Annotated in this window: 14 protein-coding genes; 11 read left to right on the forward strand and 3 right to left on the reverse strand. The window is 38.3% G+C overall.

Annotated elements, in window-relative coordinates; translation table 11 throughout:
* Positions 1–94: 94 nt before the first annotated feature.
* Positions 95–1,462: an anaerobic C4-dicarboxylate transporter DcuC gene (gene dcuC / locus BTO23_RS02480; protein ID WP_060991441.1), complete on the reverse strand. Its 1,368-nt coding sequence runs from the start codon at positions 1,460–1,462 to the stop codon at positions 95–97.
* 324 nt (positions 1,463–1,786) lie between these two features.
* Here dcuC and BTO23_RS02485 point away from each other — a divergent pair, with 324 nt between their 5' ends.
* On the forward strand, positions 1,787–2,494 hold the full coding sequence (locus BTO23_RS02485; RefSeq protein WP_060991440.1) for a hypothetical protein: 708 nt from the start codon (positions 1,787–1,789) through the stop codon (positions 2,492–2,494).
* A gap of 67 nt (positions 2,495–2,561) precedes the next feature.
* Positions 2,562–2,756 (forward strand): DUF4250 domain-containing protein, encoded by a 195-nt coding sequence (locus BTO23_RS02490; RefSeq protein ID WP_060991439.1) that lies wholly within the window; start codon positions 2,562–2,564, stop codon positions 2,754–2,756.
* Positions 2,757–2,792: 36 nt separating this feature from the next.
* Here BTO23_RS02490 and BTO23_RS02495 read toward each other — a convergent pair whose 3' ends face one another.
* On the reverse strand, positions 2,793–3,704 hold the full coding sequence (locus BTO23_RS02495; RefSeq protein WP_060991438.1) for a LysR substrate-binding domain-containing protein: 912 nt from the start codon (positions 3,702–3,704) through the stop codon (positions 2,793–2,795).
* A gap of 221 nt (positions 3,705–3,925) precedes the next feature.
* Between BTO23_RS02495 and metE the strand changes: the two genes are divergently transcribed.
* A complete protein-coding gene (gene metE, locus BTO23_RS02500) occupies positions 3,926–6,250 on the forward strand; it encodes a 5-methyltetrahydropteroyltriglutamate--homocysteine S-methyltransferase (protein ID WP_105063506.1) in 2,325 nt (774 codons plus the stop codon).
* 94 nt (positions 6,251–6,344) lie between these two features.
* Here the strand turns inward: metE and BTO23_RS02505 are convergent, their stop codons facing one another.
* Complete coding sequence (locus BTO23_RS02505) at positions 6,345–6,503, reverse strand: YqaE/Pmp3 family membrane protein (RefSeq protein ID WP_081091588.1); 159 nt, start codon at positions 6,501–6,503, stop codon at positions 6,345–6,347.
* Between the two features lie 241 nt (positions 6,504–6,744).
* On the opposite strand from BTO23_RS02505, the gene BTO23_RS02510 reads away from it, so the two are divergent.
* The 8 genes from BTO23_RS02510 to BTO23_RS02545 are packed head-to-tail and all read left to right on the forward strand — an operon-like array spanning position 6,745 to position 13,732.
* Positions 6,745–7,659 (forward strand): hypothetical protein, encoded by a 915-nt coding sequence (locus tag BTO23_RS02510; RefSeq protein ID WP_060991437.1) that lies wholly within the window; start codon positions 6,745–6,747, stop codon positions 7,657–7,659.
* A 1-nt stretch (position 7,660) separates the two neighbouring features.
* The gene (locus BTO23_RS02515; RefSeq protein WP_105062882.1) at positions 7,661–8,809 is read left to right on the forward strand and encodes a beta-ketoacyl-ACP synthase III; all 1,149 of its coding nucleotides are present in this window, start codon (positions 7,661–7,663) and stop codon (positions 8,807–8,809) included.
* Positions 8,809–9,225, forward strand: a complete 417-nt coding sequence (locus BTO23_RS02520; protein WP_060991435.1) for a DarG family dialkylresorcinol biosynthesis protein — start codon at positions 8,809–8,811, stop codon at positions 9,223–9,225. Before BTO23_RS02515 ends, BTO23_RS02520 begins: the two co-directional genes overlap by 1 nt.
* A 9-nt stretch (positions 9,226–9,234) precedes the next feature.
* The gene (darH, locus tag BTO23_RS02525; RefSeq protein WP_060991434.1) at positions 9,235–10,236 is read left to right on the forward strand and encodes a BtrH-related acyltransferase DarH; all 1,002 of its coding nucleotides are present in this window, start codon (positions 9,235–9,237) and stop codon (positions 10,234–10,236) included.
* Positions 10,236–11,159 carry an ABC transporter ATP-binding protein gene (locus tag BTO23_RS02530; RefSeq protein WP_060991433.1) on the forward strand — a complete coding sequence of 308 codons (924 nt, stop codon included), beginning with the start codon at positions 10,236–10,238 and terminating at the stop codon, positions 11,157–11,159. Before darH ends, BTO23_RS02530 begins: the two co-directional genes overlap by 1 nt.
* Entirely contained in the window at positions 11,152–12,318 is a 1,167-nt protein-coding gene (locus tag BTO23_RS02535; protein WP_060991432.1) for an ABC transporter permease, read from the forward strand. The genes BTO23_RS02530 and BTO23_RS02535 overlap by 8 nt, the downstream gene beginning before the upstream one ends.
* On the forward strand, positions 12,315–12,584 hold the full coding sequence (locus tag BTO23_RS02540; RefSeq protein ID WP_060991431.1) for an acyl carrier protein: 270 nt from the start codon (positions 12,315–12,317) through the stop codon (positions 12,582–12,584). Before BTO23_RS02535 ends, BTO23_RS02540 begins: the two co-directional genes overlap by 4 nt.
* Positions 12,585–12,589: 5 nt before the next feature.
* A complete protein-coding gene (locus tag BTO23_RS02545; RefSeq protein ID WP_105062883.1) occupies positions 12,590–13,732 on the forward strand; it encodes a beta-ketoacyl synthase N-terminal-like domain-containing protein in 1,143 nt (380 codons plus the stop codon).
* Position 13,733: the final 1 nt, after the last annotated feature.

A 13,733-nucleotide genomic window follows, 5' to 3' on the forward strand; every position in this document is an offset into this window, starting at 1 on the left:
GGTTTGGTGAGCAGATTGTAAATTCTTTGCAAGTAACTTGCCTATTAAATAAAAACGCCAGCGGTTTATGCCGCTGGCGTTGGTATTTTTACTATTAAGCGTACATTGGAACTAATACCATAGTGCCCACGATTACCGTGATTAGGCCACAGATAACAGGAACAGAGGTACGTTTTACTACTTCAAATGGACTGATTTTAGCCATACCAGATGTTGCAACTATAACACCAGATACTGGTGAAATTGTACGACCAAGATTAGACGCTTGAAGCATTGGAATGATAAGGAAGGCAGGGCTAAGACCCATTTTACCAGCAAGTTGTGGCGCTAATTCTACGAATGCGTAGAAAGGTGCATTACCAGAACCTGTTGCGATAGCTGCTGCTACTGTTAGACCAGTAAGAAGAAGCATTAACGCCATACCACCAGCACCAGCAGAATCTGCAAGGTGAAGTAGGTTATCAATCGCGCCAACAGACATTAGGCCTTGTGCAAATACACCAGCCGCAACTAATAGCATTACTACGCCTTTAAATGCATCAGCCATACCTGCATAGCAAGACTCTAGATCTTCTAATGTAGCTCTGCCGTCTAGTTTATTAGTAATAAAGTTAATGACTGCACCAATGAAGATTGAGCCAACAACAATAGTATAAATATCTAGAGATAAACCTGGGATAGTTTCGCCATTGAAGACAAAAACACCTACGATTGGTAAGAAAGGTAAAATCGCGTAATAAGATGGTGCATTTACTTCCATTGCAGAAATATCAACTTTCTCCATTGGTGTATTTTCTTTCTTATCTAGGTATTTGTTCCAGAAGAAAGCCGCTGCTGCCATTACGATGATTGCACAAATAGAAACAGGCAATACCGTTTCAACTGCGAACGTATGTAAAGGAAGACCTGATTTTTCTGCGGCAACAATAACGTCACCAGAAGTCGGCGAAAGAATAATAGCCGCTGGAGATGCACACACTGCTACTGCAGCTGGACGAGAGATACCCATCGCAGTCATCATTGGGAAAAGTGTAGCCATTAGCAGCACACCTAGACCCGTTGCAGAACTAACTGCAAGAGACATTAAACATGCCACGATATAAGCCGCAACAAGTAAAACGTAAGGTGATTTAATAAATGCTAATGGTTTAGAAAATTGTTTAACAACGACATTGTTTGCACCAATGTGAGTCATGTAAGAAGCAAAACCACAAAGTAGCATGATTTGCATACCTAGGCCGCCCCCACGATACTGCAGCATGTATTTCACATATTCTAGAGCATCAGTCAGTAAGTTACCTGTCGCGGTAACTTTTGCAGGTAAAACAGTGTGACCTAATAAACCGGCAATAATAAGTAGTGTTAAACCAGCAGTTAGTAGTACACCAGCCGCCTTGTATCCTTTTACGATAAAGTAACCAACCAAAACGGTGATTACCAAACCAATCATTAACTCCAACATGGAATTTTCCCCTATAAGATTTCAAAATACAAAAATTGTGTAACTTACATACATATTCTTACACATTTCGTAATAGAAACTTACCTAACTTTTACCTGTAGCACATCTGCTACTTAACCTCATTATGATCTAAAACAAATAAAAAATAATTCTGTTAATAAGATGATGCGCAACTGTTGTTCTTGTTGCGACAAAAGGATAATAAGTTGGAAAGTGTTACGTGTGTTTTTGAGATATTGATAGAAATAGATTGTTTTTTAACCGTCACTAGACGAAGTGAAAATTGAGTTTATACTAGCGTCATTCTAATTAGGTGGCGTAGCTATGTTTTTTCAAACCTTACAATATATTCTTATTCCGGCACTCCTAGGGGCGCAAATACTACTGACGATAATTTTGCATAAAGGGGATATTTGTCCCGGTCAACGTGGTCGCATCCATAAATGGTTACCCGTATTAATCCTTGGCTGGTGTGTTATTGCTGGTGTTGGTATGACTTACGCTTCTATTTTTGCGATTAATTTTGTTCCTGCAATTGCCATTGCTGGTTTTTATTTGAGTGTAAAAACAGGCAAAACTCGTGACAAGGGGCCATTAATTGTTATGGCATTAGCTAATGGTTTTGCAGCGGCAAGTTTTGTTAATTTAGCTTTGGGTTCTGGTTCATTCACGCAGTTATTTTTTGCGGTTACTGGCCCATTCTTATTTGGTGCGCTATTAACACACCTTCTTTTGACTTTAGCTCGAACTCGCTTACAGGCATTTCATAAATTACTCCCGATCAGTGGCATTGTTAGTGGGATTGTAATGTCAGTTATCTTATTGTGTCAGACTCTTAGTGTTCATGAGATATTTTTGGATAAAATGGCTGTTAAGCTAGGTATAGCATTAGGGTTGATGCTACTAAGTATTGGTTTGTGGAGTTTTCACTTATTCAAACAACAAGCTGTGAAATGGCAAATGCTAGTTATAGCAAGCGTAATTATGGCTATTTCTGGTTATTATCAATTTCAGTTGTTTTTTGTGATGTAGGCCACGCATTACTTTTAAAAACTGATCTACTCTAAGTATGTCTCTTAAGCAACATGGAGGGTGAAGATTGGATTTAAGTAATGCTCATGGCCTAGAAAGTGGAATTCTGCTCGGCATCATTAATGAAAAATTGCGATTAGAATGTCACAGTCTAGAAGAATTATCCAGCGTGTACGAGCTTGATACACAAGGAGTTCAAGACAAGCTCAGTGGCTTGGGTTATCAATATGACCCATTAACGAATCAATTTAAGAATACGTAATTTTTAACCAATATTTAAATAGCTACATACCTCGATTTAAGTCATTTTAATTCCATCTAAATGACTCTGGCTCTGCTGTTTCGCAGTAGAGAAAAATGCTTGTAAATATTTTTTATCATGTTCGCTGTCTCTAACGGCAGCGAACAATCTTCGCCACAATCCTTTCCCTAATGGTTTACTCTCAATTAATCCTTGTCGTGAAAATTCGCTGATTGCCCAATTAGGTAATGCTGCAACCCCTAAACCTGCCGACACCATTTGTATTAGCATTAGTGTATTTTCTGCTTGTTTCCATTTGGCAGGTTCAACATTGTTTGGCGCTAAGAAATGTTTTACAACATCTAAACGTTGTTTTTGCACAGGGTAAGTCAGCATAGTTTGATCGAGTAAATCGTCAGGTTCGATATATTCTTTATTGGCAAGAGGGTGGTTTGTTGCCATCACAAGACACATCTCGAAATCAAACAACGGCTCATAATGAACCTCTCCACGGGGTTGAATATCTGATGTTATTACTAAATCAAGATCACCATTTACTAATGCGGGTAAAGGCTCAAAACCAAAACCAGATGAAAAGTCCAACTCAACTTCAGGCCAACTCACTTGATATTCTTTAATTGCAGGCATTAACCATTGAAAACAAGAGTGACATTCAATCGCCATGTGTAATCGGCCGTGTAAATCTTCTTTCAAACTTGCAATATCATATTCCGCTCGAGTCATTTTCGGTAAAACATCATCAGCCAATTTTAATAAGATATCACCTTCTGAAGTGAATTTTACTGGGCGAGTTTTACGTAAAAAAACGTGACTACCAAGACGAGTTTCAAAGTCTTTTAACTGATGAGAGAGGGCTGATTGAGTAAGATGTAAAGCATTCGCTGTGGCTGTTAATGAGCCAGTATCACGCAGTGTGACTAAGGTTTTTAGGTGTTTTAATTCAATCATTATTATTCCTCAAGTTCCGTTTGAGTAAGTTTAATCACCTTCACAGTAAAGTGATTAACTCATAAAGTAAACATCTAGACGGCTAAATGGTGTTAATTATTTTGATTGTAAATTTAGCCTTATTGAAAAAAATTCATAATCAAAGTGAATATTTATCCGTTGTAGCACAAAAGAAAATACGTCATTGTTTAGCCATCCAAACGGCTAAAGGAATTAGAGCAATGACAACAGAATTGAATGTAAAAACAGTAACTCATATTTTAGGCTACCCACGAGTAGGTGCTCAGCGAGAGCTTAAATTTGCACAAGAAAAATACTGGCGTGGCGAGATTGGACAAAAAGAATTATTGGCAGTAGGTAGTGAGCTTCGTCAGCGTCATTGGAACGACCAGTCAGCATCTGGATTAGATTTTGTAACTGCGGGTGATTTTGCTTGGTACGATCATGTATTAACAACTAGCCTTCTTTTAGGTCATGTACCAGCCCGTCATAATAAAGGTTTCCCTGATTTAGACACGTTATTTAAAGTGGGTCGTGGTCAATCACAAAACAGTTGTGGTTGTGGTGAAGCGGCATCAGATATGACTAAGTGGTTTAATACTAACTACCATTATATCGTACCGGAATTTTCTAGAGACGATAAATTTAACGTGAGTTGGTCACAATTGTTTGATGAAATTTCAGAAGCTCAAAAACAAGGTCACACAGTTAAACCAGTACTTCTTGGGCCATTAAGCTATTTGTGGTTAGGTAAAGAAGTGAATGATGAAGAAGTAGAGCAAGGGTTTGATCGTTTATCTCTTCTTCCTCGCCTCTTAACTGCATATCAAGCTATTTTCTCAAAGTTATCAGCTCTTGGGGTTGAATGGGTACAAATTGATGAGCCTATCCTAGCGCTGGAATTACCCAAAGCATGGGCAGGTTCATTCAAATTGGCTTACCAAGTTATTCAAAGCGATGTGAAATTACTATTAACAACGTATTTTGATGGCGTAGAGCATCATTTAGATAAGATCACCGAGTTAGCCATAAATGGTCTACATATTGATATCTCTGCAGATCCTAAGCAGCTAGAAACCGTTGTGAATGCATTACCAAAAGAGTGGGTATTGTCTGTTGGTGCGGTAAATGGTCGTAATGTATGGCGTGCAGACTTAGAGCGTTTACATGAAAAATTACAACCAGTGAAAGAAAAACTGGGTGATAAGTTATGGATTGCAAGTTCATGTTCATTGCTGCATAGCCCAGTAGATTTAGATCAAGAAACGGAATTATCACAAGAAACGGCACAGTGGTTTGCGTTTGCAAAACAAAAGCTAAAAGAAGTTACTTTGTTAGGTGGTGCACTGGATGGAAATCAAAATGCAATCCTAGCATGTCACCAATACAGTCAGCCACTGCGTGAACGTGAAACGGCAGAGCACATTAATAAGCCTGCGGTACAGCAACGTTTAGCGGCAATTACTCCTGCGTTAGCAGAGCGAGCAGATGCGTATTCAGTTCGAGCACAACACCAAGCGGAAAAATTAGGTTTGCCATTATTGCCAACAACAACGATTGGTTCATTCCCACAAACCTCAGATATTCGTCAGCAGCGCAGTGCGTATCGTGCAGGTAAATTGAATGAACAAGATTATGTGGCAGCAATGAAAGGTCATATTGCTGATGCAGTTGAGCGTCAAGAGCGTTTAGATTTGGATGTGTTGGTACATGGTGAGGCTGAACGTAATGATATGGTTGAATATTTTGCGGAGAATCTAAATGGATTCCAAGCAACACGATTTGGTTGGGTTCAAAGTTATGGTTCTCGCTGTGTTAAACCGGCTATCGTGGTGGCAGATATTGAGCGTGAAGCTCCAATTACAGTCGATTGGACTCAGTACGCACAGTCTCTAACAACCAAACAAATGAAAGGTATGCTAACAGGCCCTGTAACGATTCTTGGCTGGACGTTCCCACGTGAAGATATTACCCGTAAAGAAATTGCACAGCAGTTAGCGTTAGTATTGCGTGATGAAGTATCTGATCTTCAGCAAGCGGGCATTAATATTATTCAAATTGATGAGCCAGCTATTCGTGAAGGCTTGCCGATTAAAAAGAGCGATCAAAAAGCGTATTTAGATTGGGCTGTTGAAGCGTTTAAGATCTCAGCGGCAAGCGCTAAATCAGAAACTCAAATTCATACCCACATGTGTTACAGCGAGTTCAATGAAATTATCGAATCAGTGGCGGCGTTAGATGCAGATGTGATTACTATTGAAACCTCTCGCTCAAATATGGAACTCCTAAAAGCGTTTGAAGATTTTAATTATCCAAATGAGATTGGACCGGGTGTTTATGATATTCACTCGCCAAACATTCCAAGCGAAGAGTGGATTGTTGATTTGATTGAAACGGCCGCAGCGAAAGTACCTGTTGAACGTTTATGGGTAAATCCAGATTGTGGCCTTAAAACTCGTAACTGGAAAGAAACAGAAGCCGCATTAGAGAACATGGTAAAAGCCGCGAAAACATTACGAAAAAAATGGCAAGTCAATGCAGCTTAAAGTGAAATAATACATGTAATTAGCGTTCATTTACGTTAAATGTAATAAAGCGAAATCTCTTCATTTAGGATTTCGCTTTTTATTTTTTATGACCTTAACGAGTCGTAATCCAAAGGGCATGAATCATCCCCGGAACCCAGAAAAAGAGTGTTAAGATAAAATTAATTAATAAATCTTTCCCAACACCTTTTGCAAAGAAAACGCCAACAGGTGGCAATAACACACACAGAATAATTAATACGAGTTTATTCATGATATCCCTAATTACTTTTGTTAAAGAAATGTACAATCTTTGTATGCTATCTTTTTTATAAATAACATAGCAAAGGTTATGTTGTTTCTTGAAGCAACATCAATCAACCTTTTTCTAAGTCAATTAACTAAATGGTAACTTACATTTTGTTAAATCTAATGATTAGGTATTTATATTAAATATAGATGCTATAAAATACCTCGCAACTAATAAGCTCTTAAAGTTGTTTTAGGTCTCTTTTATGAAAAAAGTTCTCGTTATTTCTCACTCTCAAAGTGGACAATTAGCAAAATTTGTAGACTTAGCAACGGCTCCTCTACGCCAAGCTGATTCAATACAAGTCGACTATCACTGTGTTGAACCGGTTAAAAAATACCCATATCCTTGGTCGTTTTATCCTTTCTTTGATGCTTTCCCTGAAGCGATTTATATGAATGGCTGTGAAGTGAAACCAGCAGAACATTTAGAAGAAGAGTATGACTTAATTATTCTAGGTTATACGGTTTGGTTTCTATCGCCTTCAATTCCTATTACTGGCTTTTTACAAACGGCTCAAGCTAAAGCACTTATTAAAGGTAAACCTGTTGTTACTTTTATTGCTTGCCGTGATATGTGGGTGATGGCACAAGAAAAAATGAAAGTCGTTATTGCAGAGTTAGGTGGAACATTAATTGATAATGCTGTATTGACCGATCAAGGAGGTTCTATTTATGCCTTCATTACGACACCTCGTTGGTTACTTACTGGTAAAAAAGACCCGTTTTGGATATTTCCAGCCGCAGGGGTTTCTGAAAAAGATTTACAAGAGAGTGAGCGTTTTGGGGATCGTTTAGTTTCAGCATTAGAAAATGAATTAGAAAAGAAAAAAGAGCCGTTATTAAAGAACCTAAACGCAGTAACGGTTAATGGGAAATTGATAGGCTCTGAAAAAATAGCCACACGTTCATTTATGGTATGGGGAAAACTGATTCAAAAATCGGGTAAGCCGGGTTCTTTCCCTCGCAAAATTGTGATAACTATTTATGCTATTTTTCTTGCTCTCATGGTCTTGACGTTAGTGCCGATAAACTTATTAGTGAAGAAATTAATTTCTCCTTTTAGAAAAAAAGCGGTTGAAGAAAGCATCGCCTATTATGAAAAACCATCAGGACGTTAGAATGAATAACAAAGTATACATTAACGATATTCAGGCTTTTTTGCCAAATGAGGCCGTTAATAATAAAGACATTGAACACGTCCTTGGGCAAGTTGGTTCGCGACCTTCTCGTGCAAAAAACCTTATTTTGCGATCCAATAAGATTAAGCTGCGATATTATGCGATTAACCCTGATACTGGTGATACTACGCATACGAATACAGAATTAACTGCAGAAGCGGTTAGAAAGCTCAATTCGCCTTCTTTTAATATTAATACGACAGAGTTATTAGCCTGTGGTACGACAATTGCGGATCAAATTTTACCAAATCATGCCTTAATGGTGCATGGTGAATTAGGGATCCCTAGCTGTGAAGTGATTGCGACGTCAGGGATTTGCCTATCAGGTACTATGTCTTTGAAGTATGGTTATATGTCGATTTTAAGTGGACAAAGCAGCAATGCGATTGTTACTGGTTCTGAAAATGCGTCAGCCATGATGCGTGCTAACAAGTTTGAAGCTGAAATTGAAACCGTTGTTGATGAGTTAGAACGCCAACCTGAAATTGCGTTTGAAAAAGATTTCTTACGTTGGATGTTAAGCGATGGTGCGGGTGCAGCACTATTAACCTCTCAACCAAATCCTGATTCAATCTCCCTTGAAATTGAATGGATGATGCAAAAATCGTATGCCAATGAGCTTGAGGCGTGCATGTACGCAGGTTGTGATAAACAAGCTGACGGTAGTCTAAAAGGCTGGCGTGAGTATGAATCTCAAGAATGGTTAGCTCAGTCTATTTTCTCTGTTAAGCAAGACGTCAAACAGCTTAACGAAAATATCGTTGAATACACGGTGACTAAACCACTAAAAGAGTTGGTTGAGCAAGGCAAAGTAAAATCGGATGAGATAAGCCATTTTGTTCCGCATTATTCATCTGGTTATTTTCGAGATCGCCTATATCAAGGAATGATTGATGCAGGTTGTGATATTCCCCAAGAGCGTTGGTTTACTAATTTATCAAGCAAAGGGAACACGGGGTCAGCGTCAATTTATATTATGCTAGAAGAGTTATTTCATTCAGGTGATTTAAAAGTGGGTGATACCTTACTTTGTTACGTTCCTGAAAGCGGTCGATTCTCTACTGCGTTTATGCAATTAAAGGTAGTGTAATGGAAGCGACAAAAGTACCTCAAGATAATATATCTACGTATGCCAATAACGCAAAAGCCGTGTATGCAACGGATGAAAATGGTGATTATTCGGTTGTTGCTTCTACTGGTTGGGAAGTAGAAGAAGAAGTGACAAAGCAAGCCTTAAATGAATTTGAACGACAAGCACAAGTAGCGTATGACTTAGTAAGAACAGGGGAAAAGTCACCCTTGTATTATCATATGTTTGCTCAGCGCATGGATTTAATAGTGCTAGCGCAATCGGTTGGTTGGTTTCAGTGGCGTGTTAAGCGTCATTTCTCACCGAAGGTTTTTGCTAAATTATCACCTGCGAAGCTTTCGGCCTACAGTGATGCATTAGGTGTTTCAGTTAAAAAATTAACTAAATTACCTAATCTTTCGAATAAAAATAAATAAAGCGTGTTCATGACTAATAATTCTCAATTTAAACATCAACATTACGCACATTGTGAAAGTGGCGTGATGTCCTCAATGTTAACTCATCATGGTTTGCCATTATCAGAGCCAATGGTGTTTGGTTTATCTAGTGCGTTAGTCTTTGCGTATCTTCCGTTTGTAAAACTCAGTGGCATGCCGTTAATTGCTTACCGTTCGATGCCAAAATCGATAATGAAAGGTTTACAAAAAAACATTGGTTTGAAAATGAAGTTAGAGAAATTTTCTAAACCAGAGCAAGGTACAAAACGTCTCGATGAGTTATTAGAACAAGGTAAAATAGTTGGAGCGCAAACTTCTGTATTTTGGTTGCCTTATTTCCCTGAAGAAATGCGTTTTCATTTCAATGCGCATAACTTGATCGTCGTAGGTAAAAAACATGATAGCTATAAAATCAGCGATCCTGTGTTTGAGCACCTAGTTGAAGCGGAAGAAAAAGCATTACAAAAAGCCCGTTTTGTTAAAGGCGTAATGGCCCCAAAAGGCTCATTGTATTACCCAACCTATATTCCAGAAACGATTGATTACCCTAAAGTCATCGAAAAAAGTATCAAAAAAACCGCGAAAACAATGTTGAAAACACCCGTGCCTATTGCTGGCTTAAAAGGAATGCACTTTCTAGCTAAGCATATTCGTCAATTAGAAAACAAAGATGAGCATTACGCCAAATTGTTTTTAGGTCATATTATCCGTATGCAAGAAGAGATTGGTACGGGTGGCGCAGGTTTTCGTTATATCTACGCCTCTTTTTTACAAGAAGCATCAGACCTAATCAAAAACGATAAACTAAAAACTGCATCTTCTGAAATGACGGTAATTGGAGATGAGTGGCGTGAATTTGCGTTATTGATTGCTAAAGCAATTCGCCCAAGAAATAAAAAAGCGATTGAATTTGATGCAATTGCAGCAAAGTTAGAATCGGTGGCCGAGCAAGAAAAGCAATTGTACCAATCGTTACTGCGAGCATTTTAATGATAAAAATTAACGCGTTAGATAAATCCTATGGCGATAAAAAAGCCTTGAATGGGTTGTCATTATCTATCCCTCAAAATGCCATTTACGGTTTATTAGGGCCTAATGGCGCAGGGAAGACCACGTTAATTTCTATTCTTAATGGTTTGATTTCATTTGATTCTGGTGAGGTTTCTTTTTTTGATTTGCCGTTAAAGAAGAATCTAAAAAATATCAGAGAGCGCTGTTCTTTAATCCCACAAACCTTGGCGTTTTATGAAAATTTAAGTGTAAAAGAAAACTTAAATTTTTTTGCTGGGGTGCAAAAGATTAAGGGTAAAATCCTTAACGATAATTTGGCGTATGCCGTCGAAACCAATCGTCTTTCTGCCATGATGGATCAAAAATCATCAACGTTATCTGGTGGTCAAAAGCGCCGTTTAAATATCGCGATTGGTTTGTTAAATAACCCTGATGTATTGTTTTTTGATGAACCAACCGTTGGGATTGATCCTGAATCTCGTAATGAAATTCTCGATACAATTAAAGCGTATAAGTCCGATAATAAAACCGTTATTTATACCTCACATTATATGCCTGAAATTGAAAAAATTTGTGATGAAGTAGCAATTATGAATGCAGGGCAAGTGGTGAAACAAGGCTCAATTTCATCAATGGTAAATAACGAAGAAAGCCAACAAGTCATCATAGAACTCTATCCTCGTTCTTCAACTCAGTGGCATGCACTTCTTACTCAATGCAGTGAGGTGAACTTAATTGATGAAACAACATTAATGTTATCAAGTTCAAACAGTGCTTTGGTTGCTCAGGTCTTAACGTTACTTGAAAAGTCGCACATTAAAATAAAGCATATCCGTTATGGTGCAACGACGCTTGAGTCTCTATTTATTAACTTAACATCAGAAGGAAGAACTGATGTTTAAAGCCATGTTGATAAAAGAGTTCTTGTTAGTTAGCCGAGATAAACATGCCTTAGCTGCTTTATTTATTATGCCAGCGGTGTTCATCTTGATCATGTCTTTAGCACTTAAAGATGTGATGAATGAAGACAAATCATTAATGGCGTATGCATTAGTGGATAACGACCAAAGTAGCGGCAGTGAAGCATTAATAAATAAACTATCCAATATACCAACATTAACCAAACACTCATTGGATTCTAGTGAATATCGCTCACCAGAAGAGGAAGGGGTTCAATTTATTATCGATATTCCTGAGGGTTTTTATCAAGATGAATTACCACTAGAGATCAGTGTTGCTGCGGATACTTCTCCCTCACTATTGACTATTTTTAAGAACCAAATAGCGCTGAGTTGGATGGGGAATAAGCTTGATGAGGTCAACTCTGCCAACCAAGACAGCTTTGGCTTTTTAGATGAGGGAACGGCAGAGACTTCTTTTGATGAAGCTGCCTTGATGGAAATTCAATACGCTAAATTAACACAAGATGAAAAGCCAACCTCAACTCAACAAAGTGTGCCTTCTTGGATCGTGTTTGGTTTGTTTTTTGTCATTATTCCAATGTCGACCATCTTTATCAGTGAGCGTAAACAAAATACTTTAATGCGCTTAAGCACCATGAATTTAAGCTTGCCTGTGTTATTTGGCGGGAAAATCTTGCCTTATATGTTAATAAACCAAGTTCAGGTTTGGCTGATGATTGGGGTGGGTATGTATATAGTGCCTCTATTTGGAGCGGCACCATTAACTATTGGCGGTTCAGTCTTAGGCTTAGTTTTAGTCTCACTGTCATTAAGTTTATCTGCTATTGGATTATCTATTCTTGTTGCTACCGCTGTTGATAGTATTGAACAGGCAACCACGATTGGTGGCATTATTAATATTTTATTGGGTGCGATTGGTGGCGTGATGGTGCCTAAATTTGTGATGCCAGAAGTAATGCAAAACTTTTCAAATATCTCTCCAATGTCATGGGGATTAGAAGGTTTCTTAGATATATTTCTACGTCGAGGAACGGTTATGGATGTGCTTGATGAATCCATTGCTTTGATGTTATTCGGCCTTATTTCTCTATTGATTGCAAGCGTCATATTTACCTACAAACAAAGGAAAAGTTCATGAAAGGCTCTTTAGATACTGAATTTAAATTAAAACTAAAAACAATGATCTTAGAAGAGTGCGATAGAGAAGAGTTCTCGGCTAATGACTTAGCTGATGATGTTGAACTGTTTTCGGATGAGAGTGAATTAGAGTTGGATTCTGTTGATGGTTTGCAGATCTCTATGTTATTGCAACGTCATTTTAATTTACGCTTGGTTGATCCAAAAGAATTTCGTCGTGTTGTAACGACAATTAATCATCTTGCTGATCACCTACAACCTGAATAATACACATGATTACGATACTTGGCGGTGAAGTACTCAGCGCACTTGGCAATAAAGCTCAGCAATTGCAGTTAATGAAAGAGGGTAAATATCAAACCCTAGATAAATCGGTTAATGTATTTGAGCAAATAAAAACACTGCCTTACTATGCAATTCAAGGTGGAGGGGGTTTTGAGCCTTTATTTGATCCCATTCCTCACTTAACTCGATTAGTCTCTTCGCTATTTGAGCAGAATAATTTTTCTGAGCAAGAGCGCCAACGTTGTGGTTTGTTTTTGGGCTGTGCTGCGAACGATATTTCCCTGATGATCCCACTTGGGACAAGTATTAAAGAAAATCAGAGACCCCAATTTTCGGACAACAGAGTAGGCAATGGAACTTATGCTGATAAGTTGACAGCTGAGTTTGGTTTGAACTCGTTTAGTCTAACTTATAACACTGCTTGCACCTCTAGTTCTAATGCTATTTTAGATGCAGCAACCATGTTAGAGAGTGGTGTAATTGACTATGCACTTGTTGTTGGTATGGAGATGTTTGCTCCTCATTCTTTTGAGGGATTTGTCTCTATGCAATTGCTTTCTCAGCAGCAAACTAAACCATTTGATGCCGCTAGAGATGGCCTATTGTTAGGCGAAGCTCTCGGTGTGCTATTAATGAGTCGAGATGATATTAAAGCATCACCTTGGCATTTTTGTGGTGGCAGCAGTCAATGCGAAACACACAGCGTCACAGGTGTAAACTCTGATGGCTCTGGGATTGCTCAGGTGCTAGAAAAGGCATTAAGTAATAGTAATGTGAGTGCAGAAAAGATTACTGCGGTAAAAGCGCATGGTACAGCGAGTTATTTAAGTGATTTGGCTGAGATTAATGGAATGAAGCAAATATTCACTCAAGCACCGTCATTTTTTTCTTTAAAACCTTATATAGGACATACTCTTGGTAGTTGTGGTGTCAGCGAATTAATTATTATGATGAATGCAATTAATGATGGTTTCATTCCTAAAACACCTAATTTCTTCACGCCAGATAATGATATTAATTGGTGTCCAACCCGTGATCTTACTCCTTGTGATTCGGGTGTGTTCCTTTTGAATTGTTTTGGTTTTGGCGGTAACAACAATGTACTTGTTGTGGAGAAAATGTCAGCATGAT

The sequence above is a fragment of the Aliivibrio sifiae genome (assembly GCF_002954715.1).
Classification (GTDB): domain Bacteria; phylum Pseudomonadota; class Gammaproteobacteria; order Enterobacterales; family Vibrionaceae; genus Aliivibrio; species Aliivibrio sifiae.